12 protein-coding genes are annotated in these 13,203 nt (G+C 61.9%); 7 read left to right on the plus strand and 5 right to left on the minus strand.

Going from position 1 to position 13,203, the window contains the following annotated elements; genetic code table 11:
• Positions 1–23: 23 nt before the first annotated feature.
• Positions 24–809 (minus strand): DUF1828 domain-containing protein, encoded by a 786-nt coding sequence (locus BSU04_RS21150; RefSeq protein WP_089162443.1) that lies wholly within the window; start codon positions 807–809, stop codon positions 24–26.
• Between the two features lie 596 nt (positions 810–1,405).
• Positions 1,406–2,647, minus strand: a complete 1,242-nt coding sequence (locus BSU04_RS21160; protein ID WP_089162495.1) for a CaiB/BaiF CoA transferase family protein — start codon at positions 2,645–2,647, stop codon at positions 1,406–1,408.
• Between the two features lie 371 nt (positions 2,648–3,018).
• Here BSU04_RS21160 and BSU04_RS21165 point away from each other — a divergent pair, with 371 nt between their 5' ends.
• The 4 genes from BSU04_RS21165 to BSU04_RS21180 all read left to right on the plus strand — a co-directional run bounded on the left by BSU04_RS21165 (position 3,019) and on the right by BSU04_RS21180 (position 5,534).
• The gene (locus BSU04_RS21165) at positions 3,019–3,387 is read left to right on the plus strand and encodes a COG4315 family predicted lipoprotein (protein WP_306427208.1); all 369 of its coding nucleotides are present in this window, start codon (positions 3,019–3,021) and stop codon (positions 3,385–3,387) included.
• 168 nt (positions 3,388–3,555) lie between these two features.
• Positions 3,556–4,074: a sigma-70 family RNA polymerase sigma factor gene (locus BSU04_RS21170; protein WP_031360721.1), complete on the plus strand. Its 519-nt coding sequence runs from the start codon at positions 3,556–3,558 to the stop codon at positions 4,072–4,074.
• The gene (locus BSU04_RS21175) at positions 4,071–4,865 is read left to right on the plus strand and encodes an anti-sigma factor family protein (RefSeq protein WP_089162446.1); all 795 of its coding nucleotides are present in this window, start codon (positions 4,071–4,073) and stop codon (positions 4,863–4,865) included. The genes BSU04_RS21170 and BSU04_RS21175 overlap by 4 nt, the downstream gene beginning before the upstream one ends.
• 96 nt (positions 4,866–4,961) lie before the next feature.
• Entirely contained in the window at positions 4,962–5,534 is a 573-nt protein-coding gene (locus BSU04_RS21180) for a YbhB/YbcL family Raf kinase inhibitor-like protein (RefSeq protein WP_256983142.1), read from the plus strand.
• A gap of 60 nt (positions 5,535–5,594) precedes the next feature.
• Here BSU04_RS21180 and BSU04_RS21185 read toward each other — a convergent pair whose 3' ends face one another.
• The 3 genes from BSU04_RS21185 to BSU04_RS21195 form a co-directional block, all read right to left on the minus strand.
• Complete coding sequence (locus BSU04_RS21185; RefSeq protein WP_089162497.1) at positions 5,595–7,046, minus strand: glycosyltransferase family 2 protein; 1,452 nt, start codon at positions 7,044–7,046, stop codon at positions 5,595–5,597.
• A gap of 65 nt (positions 7,047–7,111) precedes the next feature.
• The gene (locus BSU04_RS21190; protein WP_089162447.1) at positions 7,112–7,714 is read right to left on the minus strand and encodes a cytochrome b; all 603 of its coding nucleotides are present in this window, start codon (positions 7,712–7,714) and stop codon (positions 7,112–7,114) included.
• Between the two features lie 176 nt (positions 7,715–7,890).
• Positions 7,891–8,847 (minus strand): LysR family transcriptional regulator, encoded by a 957-nt coding sequence (locus tag BSU04_RS21195; RefSeq protein ID WP_089162448.1) that lies wholly within the window; start codon positions 8,845–8,847, stop codon positions 7,891–7,893.
• Positions 8,848–8,965: 118 nt separating this feature from the next.
• On the opposite strand from BSU04_RS21195, the gene BSU04_RS21200 reads away from it, so the two are divergent.
• The 3 genes from BSU04_RS21200 (at position 8,966) to BSU04_RS21210 (ending at position 13,186) form a co-directional block, all read left to right on the plus strand.
• On the plus strand, positions 8,966–10,318 hold the full coding sequence (locus BSU04_RS21200) for an MFS transporter (RefSeq protein WP_089162449.1): 1,353 nt from the start codon (positions 8,966–8,968) through the stop codon (positions 10,316–10,318).
• A 1-nt stretch (position 10,319) separates the two neighbouring features.
• Complete coding sequence (locus BSU04_RS21205) at positions 10,320–11,342, plus strand: hypothetical protein (RefSeq protein WP_089162450.1); 1,023 nt, start codon at positions 10,320–10,322, stop codon at positions 11,340–11,342.
• A gap of 179 nt (positions 11,343–11,521) precedes the next feature.
• The gene (locus BSU04_RS21210; protein WP_089162451.1) at positions 11,522–13,186 is read left to right on the plus strand and encodes a tannase/feruloyl esterase family alpha/beta hydrolase; all 1,665 of its coding nucleotides are present in this window, start codon (positions 11,522–11,524) and stop codon (positions 13,184–13,186) included.
• Positions 13,187–13,203: the final 17 nt, after the last annotated feature.

The following is a 13,203-nucleotide window of genomic DNA, read 5'->3' on the forward strand; positions in this document are numbered from 1 at the left end:
GTTCGACTACTACCGCCACGACCTCAATGTCGCGTCAAAGCGCCGCCCGCCGCCGCCTCGATCAGCTTTCTCATAGGCCACGCCTCGGCGTACTGACCGATCACAGCCACTTCACGATCCGCCTGTTCGGGTAACAAACGGTCGTCCACCACTACGATGATGGGCATGTTGGCAGTCAGCGCATTGCCTCGCAGGTCTACAAGCTTGTAAAGCTCCGACGACGAAGCGTTGCGATGACATGAGATCACGTCGATCTGCGTGTCACCCTGTGACAGGTCGAAACCATATTGACGACCCGACACGCCCGCGGCCTTCAGCGTGCTCTTGAGTGCCGGGACATCTGGTTTTATTGCGTTGAGATAAAGCCTTGTGTCGCCAATCAGGCTGGGCTCGCGGACGGCGAAGTCAGTGCCCGCGTTATCGAATTCCCATCTGGCCAGACTCAGCAACGCGTCGACATAACTCGCGAAGCCGGACGCCATGTTGGAAACTTCAAACGTGCCTTCAATTTCGCCCTCATGCGTTACGTTGATGCCGGGCTGCTTGATCGCTGCTTTCACGACCTGATAGTCCCGCAGATGAAACGAATTGATCTGGCGGGCGAAGCAGTGGAACAACGTCCCCCCTGAATCAAAGAACCGTATCTGCTCGCGATCACCCAGATATTCCGCATAGATCTCGAATGGGTCACCTCCGTAAAAACCAAACGGTGTCTGGAGGGCCATCATGGGCGGGTATTCATCTTCTAGTTGCACGCAGCCGAAACCAAGCTTTGCGCACATGTCCTGGCAGGACGACTGGATATTCATTTCGACTCCGGAACCGATGGGTCAGGTAAGACGCAGGTCAGCGTCAAGTTGGTCTTCCTGCAAAAGAGCAGCAGCGCGCCCGCGAAACTGATCGCAGACCATTCAGCGTGGCCCGCCAAACGGTCGCGACCCACGTGTTCGTGGGGATGCCGATGAGCGTCCGCTGGTCGTCGACCACTTTGAAAGACGTCGAGCTGGTACGCTCGGCGATTACCCCGATGCTGCGAGTAGTACATGCTGAACAGGAATTGCTTAAGGTGCGGTCGCCGCCCGTATCGAACAGATAGATCAGCCGTGATGCCCTGAATGCGTCTGCCCTCGGCATCCGTGACACAGAACTCGCATTTCGCCCAACTTACCGTTTGCTGCCGCCGTCTCCATCCCGTTGATGGGTCGCCGAATTTGATGAGGCTCAACAAGCGTTCCGCCTCGTCCCGTGGAAGATCGTCGATCATAAGAAGTCATGGTTTGCATCCTGCGTGCTCGCGTGGATTTCACATGACCAACCATACCGTGATGCGCTTCATACGAGTCAAGGCGAAAATCGTCATAAAGTGTCTGCTCGCCTCACCAATGCGCCTCACGTTGCAATCAAGCTACCCGCCGATCACCCCGGTTCGCATCAACGCCTCGATCTGCGCGTCACCCATGCCAAGCACGTCGCGCAGCATGGCGCTCGTGTGTTGTCCAAGCATCGGCGGCGCCTGATCGTACGCAACCGGCGTAGCCGATAAACGCAGCGGACTTGCGACCGTCGGCGCAACGCCCGCAACGGGATGCGGTATGTCCCGCGCCGCGCCGCGAAATTGCGCCTGATCGGAATCGAAAGCCTGCGCGATATCGTTGATCGGCCCGCACGGCACGCCGCACGCTTCGAACGCGTCGACCCATGCGTCGCGAGGACGCGTCATGAAGACTGCCGCCAGCTGCGGCAGCAATTCCGCCCGGTTCACGCTACGCCCGCTATTGGTAGCGAAGCGTGCATCGAGCGCAAGTTCCGGCACGTTCATTGCGGTGCACATCGAACGAAACTGGCTGTCGTTGCCGCATGCGACGATCACGTGGCCATCGCTCGCGGCAAATGTCTGGTACGGCACGATGTTCGGATGCGCATTGCCCATGCGCTGTGGCGCGATGCCCGTGGTGAGATAGTTCATCGACTGGTTCGCGAGCATGGCGAGCTGGCAATCGAGCAACGCGATGTCGAGATGTTGCCCGAGCCCGCTTTTTTCGCGCTCCAAAAGTGCGGCGAGCACGCCGGTGGTTGCGTACATGCCGGCCATCAGATCCGTTACGGCCACGCCGACTTTTTCCGGGCCGCCGCCCGCTACGCTGTCGGGCTCGCCGGTAATGCTCATCAGCCCGCCCATTCCCTGGATCAGGAAGTCGTAACCCGCGCGCGGCGATAGCGGGCCGCTCTGTCCAAAACCCGTCACCGAGCAGTACACGAGCCGCGGATTGAGCGCCGAAAGACTTTCATAGTCCAACTGATATTTCCTGAGTCCCCCGACCTTGAAGTTTTCGACGACCACGTCGCACGACTTCGCGAACTCGCGGATCAGCGCGGCGCCTTCGGGTGAACTCATGTCGATGGCAACCGACTGCTTGTTTCGGTTCGCGCACAGGAAATAGGCGCTCTCCGATGTATCACGGCCCTCGGCGTCGCGAAGGAATGGCGGGCCCCATGTGCGGGTGTCGTCGCCCGTGCCCGGACGCTCGATCTTGATCACTTGCGCCCCGAGATCCGCGAGATTTTGCGTGCACCACGGCCCCGCCAGCACCCTCGACAGATCCAGCACGCGAATGCCATCCAGCGGCCGTTTTCTTGTCGTATGCATGGTCGCGCCCGGGTTTTCCGGCGTCGGTTGATTCTTGCTGTCCTGCACCATTTCACCTCGTTCGTTTCAAGCCGGGTTCTGGCTGATCGGCCCGTTCATGACGGGGAAAATGCGAATTGGCACGCCTGCTCGGGCGGCTGGCGGAGAACCGCATCGTCTGATGCCGTCGATTGTAGCCAAGTCGCCAGATAGGGCGTCCCGGTCCGGCGTTCGCCAGTTTGTCTAACTCGTATATTCCGACGCGCACCAGCCAATCGACAGGATCAAAATCACGGAATACGGTCGAAATATTTGTCAGGTACCGGAATATTCCGTGAGCATCATCCGTTTATCCCGTACCTGCACAATGGAACGAGACAAACAACATGAGAATGCGAATCCCGATGCTCGCTGCAGCGCTGACCCTCTCCGCGGCCGCCAGTCTGGGTGCCCATGCTGCCTCGCCAATGGCCGGAGGCGGTATGTACACCGACGCGAAAGGCATGACGCTCTACACGTTTGACAAGGATCCGGCGTCGGGTCCGAGCGCGTGCAGCGGCGGTTGCGCCCAAGCGTGGCCGGCGGTAATGGCCGATGGCTCGGACAAACCCCAGGGTGACTGGACCATGATGCCCGCAGCCGATGGCGGCAACCAGTGGGCATACAAGGGCAAGCGCGTGTACACGTTCGCGAAAGACAAGAAACCCGGCGATGCCAACGGCGAAAATTTCAAGGACATGTGGCATACCGTGAAGCAGTAAGCGGGATGCAACAAGCTTGAAGCAACAAGCGTGAAGCAGCAAAACGCCATCAGAGCGATGCAGACCAGCATGAAGCGATCGATGGCCACTGTGCACGTGCGGCAATATCGTCGTCACGGGAACAGCGGCCCGGAGCGTTGAAAGTGAACCAGTCATGAGCATAGGCCGTTGAGCTTCGATACCGACCTCGTTGGAGTTCTGCCGCAGTTGCGGCGTTATGCGCGCGCGCTAACGGGAGACCGTGCGTGGGCCGATGACCTCGTGCAGGACGTGACCGAACGCGCGCTGGGCCGGTCGAAAGGATTTCGCGTCGGCAGCAATCTGCGCGCATGGCTGTTCACGATCATGCGCAATCTCTATATCGATCAGTTGCGCGGCCGGCGCGATATTGCCGTCGACGATGAAACCGCGCCCTGGCGGCAGATGGCCGCGCCCGTGGGCGAAGTCGACGGGCTCGTGCTTCGTGACGTGCAACGCGCGCTATATTGCCTGCCGGTTGAGCAACGCGAAGTCATGCTGCTCGTCTGTGTCGAGGACATGAGTTATCAGGAGGCATCCGTGGTGCTGAACGTGCCGGCCGGAACGGTGATGTCGCGACTATCGCGGGCGCGTGAACACATGCGTGTGCTGCTCGGTGAGGAACCGGGCCGCAAATCGGCATCGTTGAAAATCGTGAGTGGCACATGACGAATCCCGAACGTCCGGAACAGGCGGAAGCGAGCGCGGCAGCCGATGAGTTGCGCGCGCTGTCCGCGTTCATCGACGATGAAGCGCCGGAGGCCGAGCGCGCTGAAACCGCTGCGCGCATCGCCCGCGATCCGGCGAGCGCGGCGACGGTCGCCGCGTATCGGGCGCAAGACAATGCGCTGCGGGCGCTGTTTGCCGCCACGGCTGACAAGGAACCTCAAGTCGTGGTGGTGCGTCCGCGCAGGCGTTATCTGATGGCGGCGAGCTGGCTGGTGGTGGGGATCGCATGCGGCTTCCTGATGCATATGCTGTTGCCGGTCCTCGATCAGGATCGCCCGGCGCCCACGTTCGCGCAACGCGCGGATATCGCTTACGCGGTATATGCGCCTGAGCAGCGGCACGCGGTGGAAGTCGCGGCGTCGCAGGAGGATCATCTCGTGACGTGGTTATCCAAGCGGCTCAACCGCACCTTGATCATTCCCTCGCTGCACGAGTATGGGTTCGAGCTGGTCGGTGGCCGCTTGTTGCCCGGCGAGGACGGACCTGCGGCGCAGTTCATGTATCAGAACGCCAGCGGCGAACGGCTCACGCTGTACATGACAAGCGGCTCGGGCAAGCATAAGGACGAGTACGCCATACGGATGTTGCGCGACGGCTCGCGACGAACTTTCTACTGGACGACCGATCACGCGGGTTACGCGCTCTCCGGACAGATCGGTGAGGCGAAGCTCCGTGCCATCAGCTTCGATACCTGCGCGGCCTTAGGCGGCGATCCGAAGAAATGGCAGTAAGCGGTTTTCCGGATCGCGGCGCTTGAAGGGACGGGAATATATCGGGCGCACGCGGTAACTAGAGCGAAGTTATTGAGACCCGAGGCCAGAAGAACAATGAAGAATGATCGAAGCAGCATGTGCCGCGCGAAGCGGCTTTTGCGCGTTGCCGCGATAGGCGCGGGGTGTTTGCTGAGCGTCGCCGCCATCGCCGATGGGCGCTTCACGCTAACCTCGCCCGGCCTCGCCGATAACGCCACCCTCGATTCCCGGCATGCCGCCAGCGCGCAGGATTGTGGTGGCAAGAACGTCTCGTTGCCGCTGGCGTGGAGCAATGCGCCGTCAGAGACCCAAAGCTTTGCGGTCACCATCTTCGATCCCGACGGCGCTCGCGGCCTGGGCATCGTGCATTGGATTCTCTACGGAATTCCTGCTGCGACGACCGCGCTCGGGGAAGGCGGGCCGCCGCCGGCAGGCAGTGTGGGCGGAATCAACCGGACGGGGAAGGACGGTTATTACGGGCCCTGCCCGCCGCATGGCGACGCACCGCATCACTATGTCGTGCAAGCCTACGCGCTGGATCTCGCCGCCAACGCCCTGCCCGCCGCGCTCGATCGCAACGCTTTGATCGCGGCGATGAAGGGTCACGTGCTGGCGTCGTCGAGTATGGTGGTGCGGTACGCGCGTTGATAACCGCGATGCGTGATCAAGCAGTACACGCGGTACAGCAATGCATCGCGGCGCAGGCCTTCAGACTTCATCCGTCGCCGCGAGTCCCGCCCTCGTCTGCACGCGCCACGCACGTGAACCGCCAAGGAAGTCGACCCAACCGAGCGCCGCGCCCGTATGGCGCAGCAACTGGAACGTGAACGGCTCGACAATCGCCGTCACGACCGCCATCCACAGGCTCGACCCGGCGGTGTCTCCCGTCCAGCGCCGGTACAGATGCACGGTCCATAGGTGGAAGGCGAAATCGATAAGAATCTTCCCGCCGATCACGCTGAAAATAGGCAGCACAATCGCGCCGCGCCGATCCACGATAAACCCCAGCAGCAGCGCAAACGCCGTCAAGCCGTAGATGGGCTGCACGGTATCAAAGGCCTTCACGGGCAGCATCAGCAAACCGAGCGTGCCGTAACGCCGGTTGCCGGTCATGTCGCGATTCCAGTACTGCGTCTGCAAAAAGCCCGCGAACCAGCGCCGCCGCTGGCGCATGAAACCGCTGAACGAACTCGGCGCGTCCGTGATGGCGTGCGCGTTGCCCACCACCCGCACGTCCCAGTCCAGACCGTGATCGACGGCATGACGACGCAGCCGGTGAATCAGCTCGTAATCTTCCACCAGGCATTGCGGATCAAACCCGCCGACGGCCAGCAGCGCATCGCGGCGAAACGAGGCGAACGCGCCCGAGATCAGCAGCAGGCTATCGGCGCGCATCCACGCAAAACGCGCGATGAAATTGCGGATGTATTCATACGTCTGGAACCACTGGAAAAAGCGCCCGCTCATCGTTTTACTGCACACCGGAACCAGGATACCCGCCGCTGCAACCAGATTCGGTCGCGATGCAAACGCACTGCGCATGGCCAGAACGGCGTCGTCAGCGAGACGCGTATCGGCATCGACGGTCATGACGATCGGCGTACTGATCTTTTCGATTGCCGCGTTCAGTGCGCGTGCCTTGCCGCCATGCGCCACGCGTAGCCAGAACAGCGCCGGGTGCAGCGTCGACGCCGCGCTCAGCTCGCCCTCCGCCGGCGCGACGAGACCAAAACGTTGCGTAAGAAGCTCGGCGGTGGCGTCGGAAGAACCATCGTCGGCAATCACGATTTGCGCCGCGCCGTGCGTTTGCCCGAGCAATTTCGCGAGCGTGTTGGGCAGCACGGCTGCCTCGTTATGCGACGCCACGATCACGCCGAGCTTCGGCAAACCACGTTCGCGCTGCTTGCGATCAAGCGGCTTGCGCGGCCTGACGAGCGTCCACGATTTCGCCGCGACGAACATCAGCAGCAAGGTGTCGTAGACCACGTAGGCAATGCCCGTCGACCATGCCACCACGCCGTGCAGGAAGAACGCGCGGGCGAACAGCACGAGCCACAGCAGGACCACGCCGCCGTGAATCAGCACGCTCGCGAGGGTCACCGGGCGAGGCGCCAAGCGCGGCGAAGCCTGCGCGAGCGCCTCTTCCAGCGATCGCTTCACAAGCGGATCCGGTTGGGCCGGGGTCTTTTTCGTTCGCATGGGAACGGCGTGAAGTTTCACATCCATTACGGCACCATCCGCGTGATTACCGACTTCTTGTCGATCCACTGATGCTTGAGCGCGCCGCCCACGTGCATCGCCAAGAGGGCGTACAGCGCGTAACCCAGCCACGTATGCAATGCGCCGAAGCGATCGTGCAACGACTCCTTCAGGACCGGATCGAGATGCATCACGAAACCCACACGTGGCCACGGAATCAGGCCGAACAGATGCATTGGATGCGTCGCGGCGTCTTTCCACGCCGAGTCGTGCAGCCAGCCGGACAGGGGTAGGCCGATCATCAGCAGATACAACAAAAAGTGCGCGATGTGGGCGGCCATGTGTTCCCACTTCGGAAACGCCTTCGGCAATGGCGGCGGCCGATGCGAAACGCGCCACAAGATACGCAGCAGCACCAGCCCGAGAACCGTGATGCCGATGGACTTATGGGTATCGACGATCCGCCGTACCCATGAATCGGGGAACGATTCCGCCGTCAGTCCCAGCACGACGTTGCAGATAATCAACAACGCGATGAGCCAGTGCAGGACCATCGCGGTGCGCGTGTAGCGCAGCGGCATCACGGTCTGGGGCGGTTCTGACACCACGTTGGCAGCTTGCGTGGACATTGAAACTCCGTGCGTAAATGGGGGATCGGCTGGATAGTTCTTTCTGCAACCTGTCGCGCCGGGTTGGTCTATCCAAGCGCGAATCTTTGCAGTCGACACGATCCAAACGCACCGTGGCACCGGTTTATTCCATCGATTCTGCGGGAAAACGCGAACTTACGTTTGTAGATGAATTGTCAGGTGAGATGTTGAAAGGGTTCGATGGCTTCAGCGCTCTTCGGCGACGCAAATGCCAGCACCGCTTGAGCGAATCGCAACGCGGCAGGGTTCGCGGCGTCGCGGCGCGTGACGAGGTGGAGCGGCGCGGAGAACGCTTCGTCGCCGCCAACAGCGCAATACACCACGGTTTCCTGCTGGTATCGCTGCATGGATGCCGGCACGAGCGTGATGCCGCCGCCCGCCGCCACCAGGTTGATGGCGCTCAGCATGCGCGGCACTTCGCTCACCACTTCCGGCTTGAATCCGGCCGCCTCACACGCGCGGATAAAGTCAGCGTACATGCCCGGTGCGCCCGGCCGCCGCACGAAGATAAACGACTCGCCGGCAAGCGCCTTCAGCGGCACACGCGGCTGTTTGCCGGGCCGCACGCCGTTTGCCGGCAGCAGCGCATGCCCGACCGGCAACACGAGCACCATGCGCTCCTCGTGCAGCAGGTCGAAGCGCAACTCCGCGGGCATCTCGATCGGCTTGCGCAAGATGCCTGCATCGACGCGTCCATTCATCATCCGTTCAATGATGTCAGCCGCATTGATCTCGTTCAGGTCAATGGCAATATCTGGATGCGTCGCGCGAAAACGGCGGATCGCGGCGGTGGCAAGCGGGTGGAATGCTGCCGAACTCGTCAGCGCGATCCGCACGGAGCCGAGTTGGCCGTTCGCCACTCGCCGCGCATTGACCACGCCTTGATCGAGCGCGTCGAGCACGGCGCGGGCATCGACGACAAAAGCAGCCCCTGCCGATGTCAGTTCCACCCCGCGCGGCAAACGCGTAAAAAGCGCAAATCCCAATTCGCGCTCGAGCTCCTGAATTTGCTGCGACAACGGCGGCTGCTGAATATGCAGCCGCGCCGCCGCCCGCGTGAACTGGCGCTCTTCGGCAACGGTAAGGAAGTACCGCAGGTGACGCAGTTCCATTGAGATGCCTCACATACGTGACAGATATGGCAATGCCATCCGATATGTATTTTACATTTGCCACTGCGTTTCGTACTCTTCGATTCAAATACACATAAATGCACGGATCCGGAGACATATGGAAACCACTTTCCCACCGAATGCGGCCGACCATCCGCCAGCTTCATTGGCGTCGCTCAGCAAGTCGCAGATTCGCCGCGCCGTGCTGGCGTCGGTGATCGGCAACGGGCTGGAATGGTTCGATTTCCTGATCTACGGCTACTTCGCGAAAATCATCGCGCACGTGTTTTTTCCGGTCGGCAACGCCGCGCTTTCCACAACGCTGACACTCGGCACGTTTGCCGTCGGATTTATCGTGCGGCCGCTCGGCGGGATCGTGATAGGCGCGTATGCCGACCGCGTCGGGCGCCGCAAGACGCTCTCCATGCTCATTTTGATGATGGCCGCCAGCACCTTGTTGATGGGTCTGACTCCCGGCTATTCGAGCATCGGGATCGCTGCGCCCTTGCTGGTACTGCTTGCACGCGTCATGCAGGGTTTATCTGTCGGCGGCGAGTTCGCCACGGCTGCCGCGATGCTCACGGAATATGCGCCGCGTGGCAAAAAAATGTACTTCGGCAGCTTCCAGATGACATCGCAGGCGGTGGCGCTGGTGCTGTCGTCGGCGTTTGGCTATTTCCTGACGTCGAATCTGGACCGGGCATCGCTCGAATCCTGGGGCTGGCGCGTGCCGTTCCTGGTCGGCGCGCTGGTCGGACCGGTGGGGTTCTACATCCGCCACAAAGTCGCGGAATCGCCCGAGTTCGTGGAGTTGCGCGAACGTCTCGGCCACGCGCCGCGGCAGAGCATCCGCGGTTTTTTCCGGCAACGCGGCGACGCGTCGTTGTGCGCGATGGGCGTGATCATCGTCGGCACGGCAACGAATTATCTGTGGCATACGTTCATGCCGCTGTATGTCGAGCGTCAGTTGCATTTGCCGCTCAAGAACGCGTTGTTCGGCACGGCGGTGTCGGGGCTGGTCTCCATAGTGGGCTATCCGCTCGCGGGAAAACTCGCGGACCGGATCGGCGCTTACCGGCTGTTCTTTCCGGTGACTATCGTGTGGGTGGTGATCGCGTATCCGCTGTTTGCGTGGGTGCTCGCGTCCCCCACGCCGGGCCGCGTCTTCGCCGCGCAAATGGTCGCGACCGTGGTGCTGAGCCTGATGTCGGGACCGCATCCCGGCATGCTCACGCAGTTGTTCCCCACTGCCACGCGCTCTACCGGCGTTGCGCTCTCGTACAACATCGCGGTGACTATGTTCGGGGGCCTCGCGCCGCTGACCGTCTCCACGCTGATCACTGTGACCGGATCGAATATCGTGCCGGCGTATTACCTGATCTTCGCGGGCTTCGTGTCGCTCGCGCTGGTCGGGCTGACACGTTCCGGGCAACGTCTGCGCCGCGATCCCGATGCCCTTGCGCTGGATTGAAATGACTGACGTGCACCCTTGCCCCCCTAAACCTCGCAACGAGCGCCCGGTTAGCGCAGTCGGCAACGAACGGCTGCGCGTGGTGACGTCGCGCGGCGCGGGTACCGTGCCGTTTTATCGGTCGATTGAAGAACGCGATGCGGCGAACGTTTCGCGAATCGTGATCCTGCTGCACGGCAGGTTGCGCGATGCCGATGCCTATCTGCTCTCGGCGCAACATGCGCTGGCGGCGGCATCGACCGATCCCGCCCATACATTGCTGCTCGTACCGCAGTTCCTGGCCACCGCGGACATGGCCGCGCACGGTTTGTCCGCCGACACGCTGCACTGGGAATGGACGTCATGGATGGGCGGCGATGACGCGCTCGGTCCAGCGCCGCTCAGTTCCTTCGATGTCCTCGATGCATTCATCGCGCAATTCGCGGATCTTGCGCGTTATCCGGCTCTGCGCGACGTGGTGATCGCCGGACATTCGGGCGGCGCACAGGTCGCGCACCGGTACGCGATTGCGGGTGCTGGCTGTCACGTGCCTGGCGTGCGGTGCCGGTACGTGATTGCGAATCCATCGTCGTATGTGTACTTCGACTCGATGCGGCCTTACGCGGACGGCGTTCTGCGTCCCGCCAATACCACTGCGTGTCCCGGCGTGGATGACTGGAAGTACGGCGTGCTGCGCGCGCCGCGCTACGCGAAGGCCGCATCATTCGATGCGTTCGAAACACGGTACGCCGCGAGCGACGTTATCTATCTGCTAGGTCAGCAGGATTGCGATCCACACCATGACGCGCTCGACCGTTCGTGTGCGGCAGCAGCGCAAGGCCCCCATCGGCTCGCGCGTGGGCGTTCTTATTTTTCGTACCTCAAAGCCCGCCACCCAGGGCTTGGACATCGCTGCTGGGAAGTGGCCGGCGTAGGCCACAACGGCGCAGCGATGCTCGGTTCGCACGAAGGCGTGCGGGCGTTGTTCGACACACAACGGATCGCGAACGTGGTCGATTCATCGACGGCCGGCGCGACGGACTAGATACCGCGCAATACACCGCGACATTCAAGAACGTTGCCTCGGCGACGGGATGACTGTCGCCTGGACGGTGCGCCGTTCGTTTCTTTATCGGTTTATCGGCAAGCGGTTGGTTAGCTCGTTTGGCTAGTTTGGCTCGTTTGTCCGATGCAAGCAGCAGTTAATAAACATACGGAGACAGCATGATGAGAAACACCCTCGCCGCTTGCGGCACATCCCTTGTCGTCGCTGCGCTGGCCGGTTGCGGCGGTTCATCGTCGAATAACGACAGCCCACCGCCCACGCCGCCTGTCTCGTCCGCCGCGGCATGCTCTGTGCTCGGCGGCATCAAGATTGCGGCGGCGTCGATAGGCACGCCCAGCAACGGCGCAACGGTGGCGAGCGCGACCCTGGTCGCGGCGTCGAGTACGTCCGGCGAGTATTGCCAGGTGAACGGCACCATTGCACCCGTCGATACGACCGCGCCGAACATCAATTTCGAAGTGAACTTACCAACTGCATGGAACAAAAAGGCGCTGCAATACGGCGGCGGCGGTTTCGACGGCACGCTCATCACCGGTCTTGCCGCACTCGACATGGCGCCGGCCGGTTCGTCAACACCGCTCGCTCGCGGCTACGTGACCTTCGGCGACGACTCCGGTCACCAGAGCAAAAGCATCACCGACGGCTCGTTCGCCGCGAACGACGAAGCGCTCGCCAACTACGGCGGCCTCACGCTGAAAAAAACCCACGACGTCGCCATGCTGTTGCTAAAGGCGCGTTACGGCGCTGCACCCACGAAAACCTATTTCTTCGGCAGTTCGACCGGCGGCCGCGACGGCCTCACGGTGATCCAGCGATGGCCAGCCGACTATGACGGCATTGTTGTCAACCGGCCCGCGCTTAACTACACGGGACTGCGGCTCTCAAACGTCGTGCTTGGCCGCGCGCTTTATCTGAATGGCGGCGCGGGCTGGCTCGACGTGAACAAGACCGTGCTGCTCGAGAACGCCGTGACGAAAGCGTGCGACACGCTCGACGGTGTAGCGGACGGCATCATCTCGAACGTCGCGGCCTGCAAGCTGCAAGCGCCTGCCGTGCTCGCCGCGCTGCGCTGCCCGGCGGGCAAGGACGCGGGAGACACCTGTCTCTCCGACGCCCAGATTGCGACCGTGAACACCATCGCTGCGCCATTGCAGCTGCCCTATCCGCTCGCGAACGGCGTCACGCAGTACGCCGGGTACAACATCCTTGCCGGTTCCGTGTTCGCGGGTCAGTACACCACGCGTAACTTTGGCACGTCACCAATACCGGCCAACCCCGCCGGCAAGAACGATGCGAACCAGTGGGTCACGGGCGACCAGTGGGTGAAATACTTCATCACGCGTATTCCTACGTTCAATTCCCTCACCTTCGATCCGCTGAATCCAGGTACGTACCAGGCGCAAGTCCAGCAAGTCTCCGCCGAAAGCGATGCCACCAACCCCGACCTCTCGGCGTTCATCGCGAAGGGTGGCAAAGCGATCATCACCCACGGTCTCGCCGATGAAATCGTCAGCACGGATTCGTCCGTGGACTACTACAACGCGCTGGTGCAGAAGTTCGGCCAGACTTCCGTCGACAGTTTCGTGCGCTTCTACCTGATGCCAGGCGTGGGCCACGGTACCGGACCGTTCCTGCCGCAAGTCGATTCCCTTGGGGCGTTGGAACAATGGGTGGAAAACGGCACCACGCCGGAAACGCTCACGGTAACGGACTCGACCGCTGCGACTGCCGGGCGCACGCGGCCCCTGTGCCGTTACCCGACCTGGCCGAAATACGCCGGCGGTGACGTCAATTCAGCTACAAGTTTCACCTGTAGCCAGTAGCCGCCAAGGGAGGACGG

Source organism: Caballeronia sordidicola, assembly GCF_002220365.1.
GTDB classification, from domain to species: Bacteria; Pseudomonadota; Gammaproteobacteria; order Burkholderiales; family Burkholderiaceae; genus Caballeronia; species Caballeronia sordidicola_C.